The sequence below is a fragment of the Arthrobacter sp. B0316-1-20 genome (genome assembly GCF_059091865.1).
Genome location: NZ_JBNHHC010000013.1, coordinates 115,159 through 131,470, shown reverse-complemented (window position 1 = coordinate 131,470; position 16,312 = coordinate 115,159). Strand labels below are relative to the sequence as shown.

Here is a 16,312-nt window from a genome sequence, read left to right as displayed (position 1 = left end):
CAGAACTGAGTGGTTTTTCCTTGAATATCCAGACCGTTCCGGACCAGGCGTTGGCCGTTCCGGCCAAGCCCGGCTTCTCGCGCAAGGCCAAGGCCTACCTGTCGCTCACGAAGCCCCGCGTGATGGAACTTCTGCTGGTGACCACCCTGCCCACCATGATCTTCGCCCAGGGGGGTTTCCCCGACCTCTGGCTGATGGCTGCCACGATGGTCGGCGGTGCCCTCGCCGCCGGTGCGGCCGGGTCCTTTAACTGCTACATCGACCGGGACATGGATAAGCTCATGCACCGGACCGAAAACCGCCCGCTCGTGACCGGGGAACTGACTCCGCGCGAGGCGCTGGTGTTCTCCTGGGCGCTCGCCGTCGTGGCCGTGGCGCTCCTCTGGTTCGGGGCTAATCCGCTGGCCGGCATGCTGGGCGTCGGCGCGATCTTCTTCTACGTCGTGATCTACACGCTGATCCTCAAGCGCCGCACCTCGCAGAACATCGTCTGGGGCGGCGCCGCCGGGTGTTTCCCCGTGCTCATCGCCTGGGCCGCGGTGACCAACACGGTGGCGTGGCCGGCGGTGATCCTGTTCATGGTCATCTTCCTGTGGACGCCTCCGCACTACTGGCCGCTGTCCATGAAATACAGCGACGACTACAACGCGGCCAACGTGCCGATGCTCGGCGCGATCGCCAGCGCACGGCAGGTCTCCGTGCAGGTTGTCCTCTACGCCTGGGCCACCCTGGTCTGCTCGCTGCTGCTGGCTCCGGTCGGCGGCGCCGGCTGGGTCTACACCATCGTGGCACTGGTCAGCGGTTCCTGGTTCGTCTACGAATCGCACCGGCTCTACGCGCTGACCAAGCGCGGAACCGAAAGCACCGCCGTCACGAACAAGAGCGCCATGCGTGTGTTCCATGGTTCCATCAGCTACCTCACGGTGCTGTTCCTGGCCCTGGCCCTGGATCCCTTTATCGGCGGTCCCGTCTTCGGCTAGGCGCAACCCGCCCGACGCCAGCCTGCTGCCTCCCGGCGGTGCGCCGGGGGCCCTGCTGCCCGTGCCGGGCCCTGCGGGGGCGGCCCTGCTGCCCGTGCCGGGCCCTGCGGGGGCGGCCCTGCTGCCCTAAGATTGCGGCATGAATCCCTTCCGCGGCCTGATTGCCTATCCGGTGACCCCCTTCCATCACGACGGCGGCGTCAACCTTCCGGAGCTGATCCGCCATATCGCGGCCGTGAGCGAGGCGCCCGTCGACGCGATCACGGTGCTGGGCAGTTCGGGCAACTTCGCGTATCTGGACCGCGCGGAACGACGGGATGTCGTCACGGCGGCGGTGGAGGCGGTTAAGGCGGTCCGGCCTGGGCTGCCGGTGTGCGTCGGCGTGAGCGCGGTGGGCACCCGTGAACTCCTGCAGAACATCGACGACGCCAACGCGGCCGGTGCCGACGGCCTCCTGGTCTCCACAGTGTCCTACTATCCCCTGACGGACGAGGAAGTGGCGGCCCAGTGTGTTGCGGCTGCCCGCCGGTCCGGTCTCCCCGTTTGCCTGTACAGCAATCCCCGCACCACGCAGTTCAGCTTCAGCCTGGAGCTCGTGGCCGAGCTGGCCGCGGAACCCAACATCGTGGCCGTGAAAGAATCGGCACCCTCCGCCGAAGTATTCCGCGGCCGATATGAAGAACTCCGCGGCCTGCTGCCGGTCGGGGCCGGCGACTTCAGCCACGGCATGAGCGGCGACGCGCTGATCGCCGACGCCGGCTTCGCGGCCGACGCCTGGCACGGCGGGCCGATCGCCGTGTTGCCGGCGCATTACCGGGTGTTGCGCGACGCCGTGGTGGCCGGCGATAAGGAAACCGCCGCCGCGGCACGGGCCGCGTTGGCTCCCCTCATGGCCTATTTCGCGTCGTTGCGCCCGCTCAGCAATCTCTACTCGCTGGCGAGGGCCGCCGGGATCGATGCGGGCGATCCGCGGCTGCCGCTGCACCCATTGCCCGGGAGCAGCCGCCGCGAACTCGCGCGCCTCCTGGAGGATATCGAGGCGTTCCGCCCGGCTGACCGGGCGCCGGCAGGACAGTAGCGCCGGCCCCGCCGAACCGGGCGGATTGGGGCGGTAACTTGCCCGCCGGAACGGCCGGACTAGAGCGGGAACTTGCCCGTCGAACGGTCCCAGACGTTCGTGGCCGCGACGGTCAGCAGGGCCGACCCGAGCATGTGCAGCAGCACGAGGCCGACGGGCAGGCCGGTGAAGTGCTGGAGGTAACCGATGCCGCCTTGCAGCACGACCACGGCGGCCAGCCACCAAAGGGCGGTGCGCAGTTGCGGGGAGGTGGCGCGGCGGTAGGCGAGCACCAGCGCCAGCACTATCGCCGCGACCAGCAGGTAGACCGGCACCACGTGGATCCGCGTGACCAGGTCGGCGCTGAAGTCGTGCCGCGGGGCACTGGCGTCGCCGGCATGCGGGCCGGTGCCGGTCACGATCGTGCCCAGCACGATGGAGGCAGCGGAGGTAGCGGCGATGGTCCAGCCCAGGGTTGCCTGGATGCGCGGGACCGGAGCGACGGCCACGGCGGAGCGGCCGCGCAGGTACATGCCGGTGCGGTTCACCAGCAGCGTGGCCACGGCCACGAGTGCCGCCGAGGCCAGGAAGTGCAGGCTCACCACCCACGGGTTAAGGTCGGTCCACACGGTGATGCCGCCGATCAGGGCCTGCACCGGAATGACGCACAGCAGGGCCACCGCCAGGCCGAACAGGGTGCGGTGCGAACGGCGCATCCGCCACAGCGACACGAGCATGGCCACGGCGATAATGACCAGGATGAACGTCAGCGTGCGGTTGCCGAATTCGATCAGCCCGTGGATGCCCATCTCCGGCGTCGGCGTCATCGAACCGGGCACGCAGTTGGGCCACTCGGAGCAGCCCAGGCCGGACTTGGTCAGCCGCACGGCGCCGCCGGTGATGATGATGCCCATCTGCGATGCCAGCGAGGCGATGGCCAGCCCGTGCACGGTTCGAGTGACCGAGACGGGCAGCCGATCCTTGAGGTCGCGGTACTTCGGGGTGGCGGTGGTCATTGACTTAGCTCCATTTGAACCAGCGGATGGCGGCAAGGCTGGCCACTACGGTCCAGGCCAGCAGCACGATTGAGGCGGTGAGATTGAACTGCGCGTCGATCAGGGCGCTGCGCAGGGCGTCGCCCAAGGCCGTCGAGGGCAGCACGTGGGCGGCCGGCTCGAAAACGTCGGGCCAACTGGCCACCGGAAAGAGGATACCCCCGGCCGCCGCCAACAGCACCCACAGCAGGTTGGTGATCGCCAGCGTGGCTTCCGGCCGGACAGTACCGGCGATCAAAAGGCCCAGCGAGGTGAAAGCCGCGGCACCGAGCACCAGTTGCGCGGCCGCCGGCAGGAGGCCGCCGAGCGCGGGCTGCCATCCGAGGAAGACGAGGGCTGTCCCGCCCACCACCACCACCTGGATGACCATGATGGCCAGCACGGCGAGGATCTTTCCCAGGATCAGGCCGCTCTGTCCCAACGGCGTGGTGGACAGAAAGCGGAGAACCCCGTAGCGGCGGTCGAAGCCGGTGGCGATTCCCTGGCCGGTCAGGGCCGTGGATACCGTGCACAAGGCCAGGACGCCCGGGGCGGCCATGGCGATCCTGTCGTCCGTAAAGGTGTCCAGCAGCGGCGTGACGGTCAGGCCGATGAGCGCCAGGAGCGGCAGGATGATGGCGATCAGCAACTGCTCGCCGTTGCGCAGCATGCCCAACGTCTCGTAGCGGCCCTGCAGGGCGATCCGGCGGATCAAGGCGGCGGGCGCGCTCATCGCAGGTCCTTCCCGGAAATATCGAGGAAGACATCTTCCAGTGAGCGCGGTGCCATGTGGATGGAGGCCGGCATGACATTGTGGGCCGCCCACTCCGCCGCCAGGGCGGCCAGCAGCGCGGGGGTTATGTGGCCGGCCACCATGTAACGGCCGGGAACGTTTTCGACGGCGGCGAACGGCTCGGGCAGGGCGAAGGACAGGCCCGGGGCGGCATCGAACGTCAGCAGGCGTTCGACGCCGGCGCTCTCGTCCGTGGCCGCCGTGAGTTCGGCCACCGTGCCGTGCACCACGGTCCTGCCGGCATCGATGATGAAGACGTAGTCGGCCAGCCGCTGGGCGTCGTCCATGAGGTGCGTGGTGAGGATGATGCCCAGCCCCTCGGCCCGCAGTTCCTGGATCAGGTCGAACACCACGGCCCGGGACTGCGGATCCAGGCCCGCGCTCGGTTCGTCCAGGAAGAGGACCTCCGGATCGCCGACCAGGGCGGCGGCCAGCGCGACCCGCTGCTTTTGACCGCCGGAGAGCCTGCGGATGGGTGTGTTGGCGAAGCCGTTGATGCCCAGCCGCTCCGCCAGCTCGTCCACGCTGCGGGGGTCCCGGTACATCCCGGCAACATGCTGAAGCAGGGCCAGCGGCCGGATGGCCTGCGGCAGGCCGCCTTCCTGCAGCATGACGCCCACCCGGCTGCGCAGCTCCGCTCCCGCCTGGTAGGGATCCTGGCCGAGCAGCCGAACGGTGCCGCCGTTGGGGCGCATGAGGCCCTGCGCGCAGGCTAAGGTGGTGGTCTTGCCCGCGCCGTTGGGCCCGAGCAAGGCCGTGACCTGCCCGGGGTAGGCGCGCAGGTGGACCCCGTCGATCACGCGGATCATCTTGTTGTCCAGGGCCTCCACCGGTCCCAGATCTTTCACGAGTCCCTGGATATCCAGGCAGGGTTCGGAGGTAGGCACCCGAACATTCTACGGGACGTAGAGCGGTCGACGCAGAGCACGCTCCGCTAAGGCCTGCCTTACTGGTAGCGCGGAATAGAATACGTCATGATTGTGTTGTGTATTCCATGACCAGTAGTGCTTCTTTGCGTGCCCAGGCACCGGAGTCCGAGGAGCGGACCCGGGACCGGGTGTTGAATGCCGTTTTGGAACACGGACCCGTCAGTGCCGCCGGGCTCGGCGAGATACTGGGCTTCACCCCCGCGGCCGTGCGGCGCCATCTGGATGCCCTGTCCCGCAAGGGCCTGATCGAGGTCAAGCTCACCGCGAATTCTGCCACCGGTGCCGGTCGCCCGGCCCGCAAGTACGTGCTGAGCCGGCAGGGCCAGACGCGCCTCGGCAACGACTACCTGGATATTGCGCGAACCGCATTGGCGGCCCTGGGCGAGGCTGCCGGCCGCGAGGCGGTCGCCGAGTTCGCGCGGAACCGCTACCGGGACATGGAAGAACGCTACCGCCCGGTGGTGGAGGCGGCAGGGCCCGGAATTGAAGAGCGGGCCAAGGCGCTGGCGGAGGCGCTGAGCGCCGACGGCTTTGTCGGGTCCACCAACGTGGTGGGAACCCAGGCGCCGCACAGCACCATGCTGGCCGTTCAGCTGTGCCAGGGGCACTGCCCGGTGCAGCAGCTGGCAGCAGATTTCCCGGACTTCTGCGACAGCGAAACCGAAGTTTTCTCCCGGCTGCTCGGGGTGGATGTCAGGCGACTGTCCACGCTGGCCAGCGGGGGACATGTGTGTACGACCCACATCCCGGTGGGTCGAACAAGGTCTGCGGTTCGACCCGTCGAACCGGCGACAGGCACGAGACGAGTATCCATCAATCTGCAAGAGAGGCCGTGATGACGGACCAAGTGGATCAGAGCATGAGGAACGCGGTCGGGACGACCGATGTAGCCGACACCACCATTTCCGAAATCCTGGAAAAGAACCCCGAGCTGCATGGCATCGGGACCTACGAATACGGCTGGGCCGACGCCGACACCGCCGGCGCCAACGCCCGCCGCGGTCTGAATGAAGAAGTGGTCCGCGACATCTCCGCCAAGAAGGGCGAGCCGCAGTGGATGCTGGACCTGCGTTTGAAGGGCCTGAAGTACTTCGACCGCAAGCCGATGCCCACCTGGGGCGCCGACCTGTCCGGCATCGACTTCGACAACATCAAGTACTTTGTCCGGTCCACGGAGAAGCAGGCCAAGACGTGGGAGGACCTGCCCGAGGACATCCGGGTCACCTACGAAAAGCTGGGCATCCCCGAGGCCGAGCGTGAGCGCCTGGTTTCCGGCGTCGCGGCCCAGTACGAGTCCGAGGTCGTCTACCACCAGCTGCGCGAAGACCTGGAAGCCCAGGGCGTCATCTTCCTGGACACCGACACCGGCCTGAAGGAACACCCGGAGATCTTCCAGGAGTACTTCGGCTCGGTCATCCCGGTGGGCGACAACAAGTTCGCCTCGCTGAACACCGCCGTCTGGTCCGGCGGCTCCTTCGTCTACGTCCCCAAGGGCGTCCACGTCGATATCCCGCTGCAGGCCTACTTCCGGATCAACACCGAGAACATGGGCCAGTTCGAGCGCACGCTGATCATCGCCGACGAAGACTCCTACGTGCATTACATCGAGGGCTGCACGGCGCCGATCTACAGCTCGGACTCGCTGCACTCCGCCGTCGTCGAGATCATCGTGAAGAAGGGCGCGCGCGTCCGGTACACGACGATTCAGAACTGGTCGAACAACGTGTACAACCTGGTGACCAAGCGGGCCATCGCCCACGAGGGCGCCACCATGGAGTGGGTCGACGGCAACATCGGCTCCAAGGTCACCATGAAGTACCCGGCGGTCTACCTCACCGGTGAGCACGCCAAGGGCGAAACGCTGTCCATCGCCTTCGCCGGTGCGGGCCAGCACCAGGACACCGGCTCGAAAATGGTCCACATTGCGCCGAACACGTCCAGCGCGATCGTGGCCAAGTCCGTGGCCCGCGGCGGCGGCCGCTCGGCCTACCGCGGCCTGGTCCAGGTGCGCGAGGGCGCGAAGAACACCAAGAACAGCGTGGTCTGCGACGCCCTGCTGGTGGATACCATCTCGCGCTCGGACACGTACCCGTACATCGACGTCCGCGAGGACGACGTCACCATGGGCCACGAGGCGACCGTGTCCCGGGTCAGCGAAGAGCAGCTGTTCTACCTGATGACGCGCGGCCTGGCCGAAGACGAAGCAATGGCCATGATCGTGCGCGGTTTCATCGAACCGATCGCCCGCGAGCTGCCGATGGAATACGCCCTCGAGCTGAACCGCTTGATTGAACTGCAGATGGAAGGATCCGTAGGTTAATGACTGAGATCACTGAGAAGGCACGCATCGGTGCTCCGGCCATCGACGGATTCACGGAGGAAGGCGAAAATCTCTCCCCGGCCAACGCTGCCGCAGGCCCGCTGGCCGGCGACAGCGCCAAGAGCCACAGCCACGGAGGCGGCGTCGGTGTTCCGGACAGCTCCCGCGCCGGCCGCCTGACCTCATACAAGGCGGAAGACTTCGGCCCGCTCACCGGACGCGAAGAAGACTGGCGGTTTACCCCGCTCAAGCGCCTGCGCGGCCTGCAGAGCGACGCGCTGACCGGTACCGGCCCGGCGGTCACCGTCACCGGCCCCGAAGGCGCCGAGCTGCCGGCCGGCGTCCTGGTCGAGACCGTGGGCCGCGCCGATGCCCGCATCGGCGTCGCCGGCATCCCCGAGGACCGCGTCTCGGCCGCCGCCTGGGAGGCCTTCCGCGAAGCGACAGTGGTGACCATCCCGGCCGAGGCCCAACTGGACTCCGGCGTCGCCGTGGTGGTGGAAGGCAACAGCACCGAGCTGTCCGCGCAGCACCTGGTCATCGTGGCCGAAAAGTTCTCCAAGGCCGTCGTCGTGCTGGATCACAAGGGCAGCGCCACGGTCTCGCAGAACGTGGAGATCGACGTGCAGGACGGCGCCGACCTCACCGTCGTCTCGGTGCAGGAATGGGCCGACGACGCCGTTCACGCCTCCTCGCAGCAGGCCCGCGTGGGCCGCGACGCGAAGTTCAAGCACGTGACCGTCAGCCTGGGCGGCGACCTCGTCCGCGTCACGCCGTCCACCCGGTTCACCGCCACCGGCGGCGATGTGGAAATGTACGGCCTCTACTTCGCCGACGCCGGACAGCACCTTGAACACCGCCTGTTCGTGGACCACGCGGTGCCGAACTGCAAGTCGCGGGTGCTGTACAAGGGCGCCCTGCAGGGCAAGAACGCGCACACCGTCTGGGTGGGCGACGTGCTGATCCGCAAGGAAGCCGAGGGCACCGACAGCTACGAGGCAAACCGGAACCTGGTGCTGACCGACGGCGCGCGCGCCGACTCGGTGCCGAACCTCGAAATCGAGACCGGCCTGATCGAAGGCGCCGGCCACGCCAGCACCACCGGCCGCTTCGACGACGAGCACCTGTTCTACCTGATGGCGCGCGGCATCCCGCAGGACGTCGCCCGCCGCCTGGTGGTCCGCGGGTTCCTCAACGAGGTCATTCAGCAGATCCGGGTGCCCGCCCTCGAAGAGCGCCTCAATGCGGCGCTCGAGCGGGAACTCGAGGCGGGCAACCTCTGATGAGCGGGACGCCGCGCGGCGAACTGGTGTGCCAGGCCTCCGACATACAGGTCAACCAGGCAGTGCGCATCCTGATCGATGACTACCCGGTAGCCATCGTCAGGGACTCCGAGGGCGAGCTCCACGCCATCGGGGACACCTGTTCGCACGCGGACGTCTCCCTCTCCGAAGGCGACGTCGAAGGCTGCGCGATCGAATGCTGGGGCCACGGTTCCCAGTTCGATTTGCGCACCGGCGAGCCGCTGAGCCTGCCGGCGTTCGAACCCGTCCCGGTGTTCGCGCTGGCGCTCGATGGCGACAGTGTCTACGTAGACGTCACGAACGTCCTCAACGGGGCGCCTGCCCCGGACCTCAACTAAAAACTTCCATCACGTGAACGGCGCCCGCCCGCACCGGGCGCAAAGGAGAAAGCAGACAGATGTCTACTCTTGAAATCAAGGACCTGCACGTCAGCATCGACACCGAGCAGGGCAGCAAGCAGATCCTCAAGGGCGTGTCCCTGACGATCAACACCGGCGAGATCCACGCCATCATGGGCCCGAACGGTTCCGGCAAGTCCACCCTGGCGGCCACCATCGCCGGACACCCGCGCTACAACGTCGACTCCGGCTCCATCACCATGGACGGCGAAGATGTGCTGGCCATGAGCGTTGACGAGCGCGCCCGCGCCGGCCTTTTCCTGGCCATGCAGTACCCGGTCGAGGTGCCCGGCGTGACCATGACCAACTTCCTGCGGACCGCCAAGACCGCCCTCGACGGCGAGGCCCCGAAGCTGCGTACCTGGACCAAGGACGTCAAGGAAGCGATGAGCCAGCTGCGCATCGACGCAGACTTCGCCCAGCGCAACGTGAACGAGGGCTTCTCCGGCGGCGAGAAGAAGCGCGTGGAGATCCTCCAGCTCGAACTGTTCAAGCCCAAGTTCGCCATCATGGACGAAACCGACTCCGGCCTGGACGTGGATGCGCTCAAGGTGGTCTCCGAAGGCCACAACCGCGTGCATGCCGGCGGCGCGATGGGCACCCTGCTCATCACCCACTACACGCGTATCCTGCGCTACATCAAGCCCGACTTCGTGCACGTCTTCGTGGATGGCCACATCGCTGAAGAGGGCGGCCCCGAACTGGCCGACCGTCTCGAAGAAGAGGGCTACGACCGCTACCTGACAGCAGCGAAGGCCTGATCATGACAGAAGCCAATGCCCCGCAGACGTCCCTGGAGGACGTCGAGGAAGCGCTCAAGGACGTCATCGACCCTGAGCTGGGCGTCAACATCGTGGACCTCGGCCTGCTGTACGGGCTGAAGTACGCCGACGACGGTGCCCTGCTCATCGACATGACGCTGACCACCGCCGCCTGCCCGCTCACCGACGTCCTCGAGGAGCAGACCGGCCAGGCGCTGGACGGCGTGGTGGACGAGTGGCGCCTCAACTGGGTATGGATGCCGCCGTGGGGTCCGGAGCGGATCACCGACGACGGCCGCGACCAGATGCGCGCCCTCGGCTTCAATATCTGATTCGACGAATCGACAGCGGGCCGGTCACCTTCGGGTGGCCGGTCCGCTCCTGTCTTGACGCCGTCCCGCGGGCTAGGATCGGGTCATGAGTGCGTCGAGTGCGGCAACGAAGCGGCGGCGGGGACGCTATGACGAGGTCCACGTCGCCGCCGCCTACCACGGCCTGACCGCCCTGCTGGCCGTCGTGGGCCTCGCCGTCGGCATCACAGCCGTGCCGGCGGCGCCCGGCTATGGCGCCGACGCCGCGCATGCCTGGTGGAACTACGCCAGCGCCCCGGGGGTGCAGGCCGCGCTGCTCGTTTTTGTGGTGAGCCTGACGCTGCTGATGGATTCGACCACGGCCGGGGGACGGCTCTGGCGGGCAGCCCGGGCCGCCACCCTGGCGGCCATGCTGCTGGTCTTCCTGGCCCAGTTCACCCCGTTCCGAGGCTTTCCCGAAGCCGCCGGGCTGACCGCTGCCTGGGTGATGGCGGACCGGCTCCTGCATTACGTGCTGCCCGTCGTCGTCGTGACCGGCTGGCTCATCTTTGGTCCGCGGCCCCGCATCGGCGCCGGCGCCGTGACGGTCGGGCTGGCCTTCCCCGGTTTCTGGCTGCTCTGGACGGGCATCAGGGGTGCCGCGACGGGTTGGCTGCCGTACAGCCCCGGGACGGCGGGGCCGGGGGAGTTGCTGATGACGGGCATCGGCCTGATCCTGGTCTGGCTGGGGGCGGGCATGGTGTTCCTGCTGCTGGACACGACGATGGGCCGCGAGCCCGACGGATATCTTCCGGGATTCGGGCCCGGGGATCCCGCCGAGGGCAGGGCCGGGACCTCCGGGGGCACCCCGCCGGCCGGGGTCTCCGGGGGTGCACCGCCGTTTGCCGCGGGCATCCGGGAGGCGGACCCCGTGGATCCACGGGACCTGTAGCCTTCGCGGGCTGCGTCCGGGACCTGCAGCCTTCGCACCTGCGTCAGGCGGGTCGGTCGAGGTCCGGGGCCGAGAACGTATCGCACCGGCCGGCGTCGCCGGTCCGGTAGCCGTGCAGGAACCAGCGCTGCCGCTGCTCGCTGGAGCCGTGCGTCCAGGTGTGGGGGTTGACCTGCCCCGCGGCGGCTTGCTGGATGCGGTCGTCGCCGACGGCGGCCGCGGCGGAGAGGGCGTCCTGCAGGTCCCGCTGGGTCAGCGGCTGCATGAAGGGTTCCCCGGTCCGTTCGTCGATCTGCTCGGTGGCGTTGCCGGCCCACACCCCGGCATAGCAGTCCGCCTGAAGTTCCACCCGGACTGCGCCGGATTCGGGTCCCTGGGGATCCTGTCGGGCGTAGTCGATGGCACCGGTGAGGTTCTGGATGTGGTGCCCGAACTCGTGCGCCACCACGTATTCCTCGGCCAGCGGCCCGCCGCTGGCGCCGAAGCGGGTGGTCAGTTCGGTGAAGAAGGAGGTGTCGAAATACGCGGTCTGGTCGGATGGACAGTAGAACGGGCCCACCGCGCTGCTGGCCCTGCCGCAGCCGGTGCTGACGCCGCCGTCGAACAGGACGGTCTGCGGGGCCGGGTACCGCATGTTGTAGCGGGGGAGATAGCCGGCCCAGAAATCGTTGAGGCTGTTGACGGCCCCCACGATGCGGCAGTCGGTGCGCTCGTTGGCGTCGGCGCCGGTGCGGCATTCTTCCTGCAGGGCCGAACCACCCGGCTGCTGCTGTTCCTGGCCGGCGCCCAGGCCGAAGCCTTCCAGCACTTCGGGCGAAACGCCCAGGAGGCTGGCAATGAGGACGAGGAGGCCGCCGCCGCCGATGGCGATCTTGCCGCCCAGGCCGCCGCGGCGGTCCTGAACCTGTGACGTATCCAACTGGGAGCCGCGGGAGAAACTCATTCGCCAAGGATAACCGTCCGATCAGAGCGGGGCGGAGGGGTGGGGACGGCTTGGGTTGCCGGTAGACTGGAAAGGTTGATTTCCGCCCGTCCCGTCTGGACGGCGCCCGGGCATCCCTCCCGCACCCCTTCGAAAGGCTTCCACTGTGATTACCGTCAACGATCTTGAGCTGCGTGCCGGGGCCCGTCTGCTCATGGAGGCGGTGTCCTTCCGTGTGGACAAGGGCGACAAGGTGGGGCTGGTGGGCCGCAACGGCGCCGGCAAGACCACGCTGACCCGCGTCCTCGCCGGAGAAGGCATGCCTGCCGCCGGGACCGTGGTGCGCACTGGTGAAATCGGTTACCTGCCCCAGGACCCGCGCACCCCCGACATGGAACAGCTGGCCCGCGACCGGATCCTCTCGGTGCGGGGCCTCGACGTGGTGACCCGCAAGCTGCGGGAAACGCAGTCGGACATGGCCAGCACCGACGCCGACGTCCAGGCCAAGGCGATGCGCCGCTACGACCGGCTGGAGGCCGAGTTCATCTCCGGCGGCGGTTACGCCGCCGAGGCCGAGGCGGCCGCCATCTCCTCCAACCTGGCCCTGCCGGAGCGGATCCTGAACCAGCCCCTGCGGACGCTGTCCGGCGGCCAGCGCCGCCGCGTCGAGCTGGCCCGGATTCTGTATTCGGGTGCCGACACCATGCTCCTCGACGAGCCGACCAACCACCTCGACGCCGACTCGATCAGCTGGCTGCGCGAGTTCCTGAAAAACCACCAGGGCGGCCTCATCGTGATCAGCCACGACACCGGGCTGCTGGAAGCGACCGTCAACAAGGTCTTCCACCTGGACGCCAACCGCGCCACCATCGACATCTACAACATGAACTGGAAGCGCTACCTGTCCCAGCGCGAGACCGACGAGCGGGCCCGCAAGCGTGAGCGCGCCAACGCCGAAAAAAAGGCCCAGGTCCTCATGGACCAGGCGAACAAGATGCGCGCCAAGGCCACCAAGGCGGTGGCGGCCCAAAACATGGCCAAGCGCGCCGAACGCCTGCTCAGCGGCCTGGACGAGGTGCGCGCACAGGACAAGGTGGCGGCGCTGCGCTTCCCCGATCCCGCACCCTGCGGCAAGACTCCGCTCACCGCCGAAGGCCTGAGCAAGTCCTACGGCTCGTTGGAGATCTTCACGGATGTGGACCTGGCCATCGACCGCGGCTCCCGCGTGGTGATTTTGGGCCTGAACGGCGCCGGCAAGACCACGCTGCTGCGCATGCTGGCCGGGGTGGACACCCCCGACACCGGCGATGTGCTGCCCGGCCACGGACTGAAGATCGGCTACTACGCCCAGGAACACGAAACCCTGGACGTGGACCGGACCGTGCTGGAGAACATGCGCTCGGCCGCCCCCGACCTGCAGGATGCCGAGGTGCGGAACATCCTCGGTTCCTTCTTGTTCTCCGGGGACGACGTGAACAAGCCCGCGGGCGTGTTGTCCGGCGGCGAAAAGACCAGGCTCGCCCTGGCCACCATCGTGGCGTCGTCGGCCAATGTGCTGCTGCTGGATGAGCCGACCAACAACCTGGACCCCGCCAGCCGGGCGGAAATCCTGGGCGCACTGCGCAACTACAGCGGCGCCGTCGTTATGGTGAGCCACGACGAAGGGGCGGTGGCGGCACTGAACCCGGAGCGCGTCGTGTTGCTGCCGGACGGCGTCGAGGACCTCTGGAATGAGGACTACCTGGACCTGGTGACGCTGGCCTGATGCCGGGCACAGCGCCGTCGCAATCGAAATTGCCTAGGCGCGCATCGCCGAGCGAGGAACGAGCGAGGTGTCTAAGCGCCGTGCAATTTCGGTTATAGACGGCGCTGCAGTTCAGTCGTCGCGGCTGAGCAGGGTGCCGTCGGTGCGGAACCCCTGGGCGTCCAGCAGGGCGTCTTCCTCTTCTTCGGCCGTCGGCCGCTTGCTCCGGCGTTTCGGGGCAGCGGCGCGCGGCGCCGGATTGGCCTGGTGGTATCCGCTCAGCGCCTCCTCTTCCTCCGCGTACCGGCTGTGGTGCGCCTGCTGGCGGGCGGCATAGCCGTAGCCGACAAACAAGAGCACACCGAAGGCGTACCACTGCATCGAGTACGACAGGTGCGGTCCTTCGTCGATGGCCGGTTTGGGGATCTGCACGGGCTGTACGGCCGCGGCGGGGGATTCCGCCGCCATCAGGCCGTAGCTGCCCGTATGCACCGGGTACCCCAGCTCGGCCGCATAGGCGTCCAGGTTAATGGACGCGAGCTGGCCGTCCGGGGCCCCGCGGCTGACCGGGCCTTCGCCTGGCTTGACCCGCGCGACGACGGTGACGTCGCCTTCCGGGGCGGCGGGAATGGTGTCCGGATGGCCGGCCTGGTGGTTGCCGATCGGGAGCCAGCCCCGGTTGATCACCACGGCGCTGCCGTCCTCGAGGCGCAGCGGGACAAGTACCTCGTAGCCAGGCCGGCCGTTCAGCGGGCGGTTGCGCACGATCCGCTGCCCGGCGTCGTCGTACTCGCCGGCGAGGACCACCGGCGTCCATTCCACCGCGTCATCGGCGCTGGCGAAGATGTCCGGCACCTCGCTGAACGGCACCGGATCGGCGTCGTAATTGTTCTCCACCGCTGCGATGACGTTGCGGGCCTGGTCCCGGCGGTCCATCTGCCAGTTGCCCAGCAGCACGCACACCGCGGCCAGCAGGGCAACGATCAGCAGCCAGCCCAGCCACTTGCCGCTGAGCAGGAATCGGTAGGACATTCAGGCACCTTCCAAGGGGAGCGTTTCGCGCCAGAGGCTGCGCTGGATGAGATAGTCCTGCAGCCACTCCCGGTGTCCGCCGCACGCCAGCCAGATCTTGCGGCGCTCGGGGGTATGGATTTTCGGGTTGTTCCACAGCAGCTGCCACTGCGCGGCCTGACGGCAGCCCTTGCGCGAGCAGACGGGGGAGTCGGCCGCCAGCCCGCCGCCGAGTTGGTCTAGGAGGTTCACGCGGCCGCCTTCCGCCGGCGCCGCTTGGTGACGGGGCTCAGGTTTCCGAGAAACGCGGATGGCTGGTCGTCAACCTGGTTGCCGTCGGGCGCAGGAACGTTCTCTGGGGCGGGAGCGTCGGCCGCCGTCGCGGCCGGGCCCTGCGGCTCCGACCAGTCGGAGGCGGGGCGGACGGGCGGGGAGGACGGGCCGGGGCTGCCATCCGCTCCCTGCCCGGCGTCGTCGATAAGTTCGCCGGTGAGGACTTCGTCCGGGCCTGCCCCTGCGTCTCCCGCCCGGGCGGAGGGGGCCTCCAACTCCGGCTGCGGCGCCTGGTCCAGCAGGGCGGTGCTGTGCTGCAGGTTCGACTTGTCGCTGCCGCCATTGGCGATGATCACGGCGATCCACGGCAGGAAAACGGCGCCGCCCACGAAGAACCAGCGGAACCAGCTGTCGATGAAGAAAAAGAGCAGCAAACAGGCCAGCCGGATACCCATGGCGAGCGTGTACTGGACCATGCGCCGGTGCATCTCATCGGTATGGCTTTCGGGGACGTCCGTAATGCTCAGGACTTCCGGCTTCTCGTCAGGCTGCTTGCTCATCACACTCCATCAGGGCTGTATCAATTCTCCCACGATGGCCGGAATGTCTAAAGCCGCGCGACGATGACCGGGCGGCGGATATCCCGGGCTAGGATTCCATAGGAAAACAGCAGCGTGATGGAGGTAAGAGTGAGCAACGAACAGCAGCCCGGCCGCAGCGTGATGGTCACCGGCGGCAACAGGGGAATCGGGCTGGCGATTGCCCGGGCCTTCGAAGCGAATGGGGACAAGGTGGCGATCACCTACCGCAGCGGCGAGGTTCCCGACGGACTCCTGGGCGTGAAGGCCGATGTGACCGATGCCGGGTCCGTGGACGCTGCCTTCAACGAGGTCGAGGCTGCACACGGCCCCGTGGAGGTCCTGGTCGCCAATGCCGGCGTCACGCGCGACATGCTGCTGCTGCGGATGAGCGAAGAAGACTTCACCAGCGTGGTGGATACCAACCTGTCCGGTGCGTTCAGGGTGATCAAGCGGGCCTCCAAGGGCATGATCCGGCTGCGGAAGGGCCGCGTGGTGCTGATCTCCTCGGTGGTGGGCCTCTACGGGTCGCCCGGCCAGATCAACTATGCCGCGTCCAAGGCCGGCCTGGTGGGCATCGCCCGTTCGCTGACCCGCGAGCTCGGATCGCGCAACATCACCGCCAACGTGGTGGCCCCGGGCTTCGTCAACACGGAAATGACGGCCGTGCTGCCGGAGGACACGCAGAAGAACTACCTGGCGTCCATCCCGGCCGGCCGCTTCGCCGAACCGGAAGAAGTCGCGAAGGTGGTCCGCTGGATTGCCAGCGACGAAGCCGCCTACATCTCCGGCGCGGTGATCCCGGTGGACGGCGGACTGGGAATGGGCCACTAGGCAGCTCGGGCAGGTGTTCGGCCTGCGTTTTGTCGGCTCCCGACAACGGATAAGGCTTCGGGGACTGGCAAGATGGAACCCGAAGCCTTTTCCGGTTGGGCGTTTCCTACAACGCGCCCGACCGGACCACTA

18 protein-coding genes are annotated in these 16,312 nt (G+C 67.9%); 11 read left to right on the top strand and 7 right to left on the bottom strand.

Features of this window, described 5'->3' with window-relative positions; all coding sequences use genetic code 11:
- Positions 1 to 20: 20 nt before the first annotated feature.
- Both AC5RW2_RS21430 and AC5RW2_RS21425 read left to right on the top strand, forming a co-directional pair.
- Entirely contained in the window at positions 21 to 980 is a 960-nt protein-coding gene (locus AC5RW2_RS21430; RefSeq protein WP_493999647.1) for a heme o synthase, read from the top strand.
- Between the two features lie 139 nt (positions 981 to 1,119).
- A complete protein-coding gene (locus AC5RW2_RS21425; protein WP_493999648.1) occupies positions 1,120 to 2,058 on the top strand; it encodes a dihydrodipicolinate synthase family protein in 939 nt (312 codons plus the stop codon).
- A 59-nt stretch (positions 2,059 to 2,117) separates the two neighbouring features.
- Here the strand turns inward: AC5RW2_RS21425 and AC5RW2_RS21420 are convergent, their stop codons facing one another.
- Genes AC5RW2_RS21420 through AC5RW2_RS21410 form a run of 3 tightly spaced genes read right to left on the bottom strand, consistent with a single transcriptional unit; the run spans position 2,118 to position 4,751 of the window.
- Entirely contained in the window at positions 2,118 to 3,053 is a 936-nt protein-coding gene (locus AC5RW2_RS21420) for a COX15/CtaA family protein (protein WP_493999649.1), read from the bottom strand.
- 4 nt (positions 3,054 to 3,057) lie between these two features.
- A complete protein-coding gene (locus AC5RW2_RS21415; protein WP_493999650.1) occupies positions 3,058 to 3,804 on the bottom strand; it encodes an ABC transporter permease in 747 nt (248 codons plus the stop codon).
- The gene (locus AC5RW2_RS21410) at positions 3,801 to 4,751 is read right to left on the bottom strand and encodes an ABC transporter ATP-binding protein (protein ID WP_493999651.1); all 951 of its coding nucleotides are present in this window, start codon (positions 4,749 to 4,751) and stop codon (positions 3,801 to 3,803) included. The genes AC5RW2_RS21415 and AC5RW2_RS21410 overlap by 4 nt, the downstream gene beginning before the upstream one ends.
- Before the next feature lie 107 nt (positions 4,752 to 4,858).
- Here AC5RW2_RS21410 and AC5RW2_RS21405 point away from each other — a divergent pair, with 107 nt between their 5' ends.
- From AC5RW2_RS21405 to AC5RW2_RS21375, 7 genes are all read left to right on the top strand, one after another.
- Positions 4,859 to 5,629 carry a helix-turn-helix transcriptional regulator gene (locus AC5RW2_RS21405; RefSeq protein WP_493999652.1) on the top strand — a complete coding sequence of 257 codons (771 nt, stop codon included), beginning with the start codon at positions 4,859 to 4,861 and terminating at the stop codon, positions 5,627 to 5,629.
- A complete protein-coding gene (sufB, locus tag AC5RW2_RS21400) occupies positions 5,629 to 7,113 on the top strand; it encodes a Fe-S cluster assembly protein SufB (protein ID WP_493999653.1) in 1,485 nt (494 codons plus the stop codon). Before AC5RW2_RS21405 ends, sufB begins: the two co-directional genes overlap by 1 nt.
- Positions 7,113 to 8,396 (top strand): Fe-S cluster assembly protein SufD, encoded by a 1,284-nt coding sequence (gene sufD, locus AC5RW2_RS21395; protein WP_493999654.1) that lies wholly within the window; start codon positions 7,113 to 7,115, stop codon positions 8,394 to 8,396. The genes sufB and sufD overlap by 1 nt, the downstream gene beginning before the upstream one ends.
- Positions 8,396 to 8,755 (top strand): non-heme iron oxygenase ferredoxin subunit, encoded by a 360-nt coding sequence (locus AC5RW2_RS21390; protein WP_493999655.1) that lies wholly within the window; start codon positions 8,396 to 8,398, stop codon positions 8,753 to 8,755. Before sufD ends, AC5RW2_RS21390 begins: the two co-directional genes overlap by 1 nt.
- A 59-nt stretch (positions 8,756 to 8,814) precedes the next feature.
- Positions 8,815 to 9,576, top strand: coding sequence for a Fe-S cluster assembly ATPase SufC (gene sufC, locus AC5RW2_RS21385; RefSeq protein WP_493999656.1), 762 nt, complete (start codon positions 8,815 to 8,817; stop codon positions 9,574 to 9,576).
- Positions 9,577 to 9,578: 2 nt separating this feature from the next.
- Entirely contained in the window at positions 9,579 to 9,908 is a 330-nt protein-coding gene (locus AC5RW2_RS21380) for a metal-sulfur cluster assembly factor (protein ID WP_493999657.1), read from the top strand.
- An 85-nt stretch (positions 9,909 to 9,993) separates the two neighbouring features.
- Positions 9,994 to 10,818, top strand: coding sequence for a Pr6Pr family membrane protein (locus AC5RW2_RS21375; protein WP_493999658.1), 825 nt, complete (start codon positions 9,994 to 9,996; stop codon positions 10,816 to 10,818).
- A gap of 43 nt (positions 10,819 to 10,861) precedes the next feature.
- On the opposite strand, the gene ypfJ is transcribed toward AC5RW2_RS21375, so the two are convergent.
- Positions 10,862 to 11,761, bottom strand: coding sequence for a KPN_02809 family neutral zinc metallopeptidase (ypfJ, locus tag AC5RW2_RS21370; protein WP_494074519.1), 900 nt, complete (start codon positions 11,759 to 11,761; stop codon positions 10,862 to 10,864).
- Between the two features lie 145 nt (positions 11,762 to 11,906).
- Between ypfJ and abc-f the strand changes: the two genes are divergently transcribed.
- Entirely contained in the window at positions 11,907 to 13,505 is a 1,599-nt protein-coding gene (gene abc-f, locus AC5RW2_RS21365) for a ribosomal protection-like ABC-F family protein (RefSeq protein WP_493999660.1), read from the top strand.
- Between the two features lie 111 nt (positions 13,506 to 13,616).
- On the opposite strand, the gene AC5RW2_RS21360 is transcribed toward abc-f, so the two are convergent.
- Genes AC5RW2_RS21360 through AC5RW2_RS21350 form a run of 3 tightly spaced genes read right to left on the bottom strand, consistent with a single transcriptional unit; the run spans position 13,617 to position 15,328 of the window.
- Positions 13,617 to 14,516 (bottom strand): SURF1 family cytochrome oxidase biogenesis protein, encoded by a 900-nt coding sequence (locus AC5RW2_RS21360; protein WP_493999661.1) that lies wholly within the window; start codon positions 14,514 to 14,516, stop codon positions 13,617 to 13,619.
- Complete coding sequence (locus AC5RW2_RS21355) at positions 14,517 to 14,747, bottom strand: hypothetical protein (RefSeq protein WP_493999662.1); 231 nt, start codon at positions 14,745 to 14,747, stop codon at positions 14,517 to 14,519.
- Positions 14,744 to 15,328 (bottom strand): DUF3099 domain-containing protein, encoded by a 585-nt coding sequence (locus tag AC5RW2_RS21350; RefSeq protein WP_494074518.1) that lies wholly within the window; start codon positions 15,326 to 15,328, stop codon positions 14,744 to 14,746. The genes AC5RW2_RS21355 and AC5RW2_RS21350 overlap by 4 nt, the downstream gene beginning before the upstream one ends.
- 162 nt (positions 15,329 to 15,490) lie before the next feature.
- On the opposite strand from AC5RW2_RS21350, the gene fabG reads away from it, so the two are divergent.
- Positions 15,491 to 16,180, top strand: coding sequence for a 3-oxoacyl-ACP reductase FabG (gene fabG / locus AC5RW2_RS21345; protein ID WP_494074544.1), 690 nt, complete (start codon positions 15,491 to 15,493; stop codon positions 16,178 to 16,180).
- Positions 16,181 to 16,312 lie beyond the last annotated feature (132 nt).

Coding starts and splice junctions, on each gene's coding strand:
- ypfJ (WP_494074519.1), bottom strand. CDS start 11,761: ATGAGTTTCTCCCGCGGCTCCCAGTTGGATACGTCACAGGTTCAGGAC.
- AC5RW2_RS21425 (WP_493999648.1), top strand. CDS start 1,120: ATGAATCCCTTCCGCGGCCTGATTGCCTATCCGGTGACCCCCTTCCAT.
- sufC (WP_493999656.1), top strand. CDS start 8,815: ATGTCTACTCTTGAAATCAAGGACCTGCACGTCAGCATCGACACCGAG.
- AC5RW2_RS21375 (WP_493999658.1), top strand. CDS start 9,994: ATGAGTGCGTCGAGTGCGGCAACGAAGCGGCGGCGGGGACGCTATGAC.
- fabG (WP_494074544.1), top strand. CDS start 15,491: ATGGTCACCGGCGGCAACAGGGGAATCGGGCTGGCGATTGCCCGGGCC.
- sufD (WP_493999654.1), top strand. CDS start 7,113: ATGACTGAGATCACTGAGAAGGCACGCATCGGTGCTCCGGCCATCGAC.
- AC5RW2_RS21420 (WP_493999649.1), bottom strand. CDS start 3,053: ATGACCACCGCCACCCCGAAGTACCGCGACCTCAAGGATCGGCTGCCC.
- AC5RW2_RS21380 (WP_493999657.1), top strand. CDS start 9,579: ATGACAGAAGCCAATGCCCCGCAGACGTCCCTGGAGGACGTCGAGGAA.
- AC5RW2_RS21405 (WP_493999652.1), top strand. CDS start 4,859: ATGACCAGTAGTGCTTCTTTGCGTGCCCAGGCACCGGAGTCCGAGGAG.
- AC5RW2_RS21350 (WP_494074518.1), bottom strand. CDS start 15,328: ATGAGCAAGCAGCCTGACGAGAAGCCGGAAGTCCTGAGCATTACGGAC.
- sufB (WP_493999653.1), top strand. CDS start 5,629: ATGACGGACCAAGTGGATCAGAGCATGAGGAACGCGGTCGGGACGACC.
- AC5RW2_RS21390 (WP_493999655.1), top strand. CDS start 8,396: ATGAGCGGGACGCCGCGCGGCGAACTGGTGTGCCAGGCCTCCGACATA.
- AC5RW2_RS21415 (WP_493999650.1), bottom strand. CDS start 3,804: ATGAGCGCGCCCGCCGCCTTGATCCGCCGGATCGCCCTGCAGGGCCGC.
- AC5RW2_RS21360 (WP_493999661.1), bottom strand. CDS start 14,516: ATGTCCTACCGATTCCTGCTCAGCGGCAAGTGGCTGGGCTGGCTGCTG.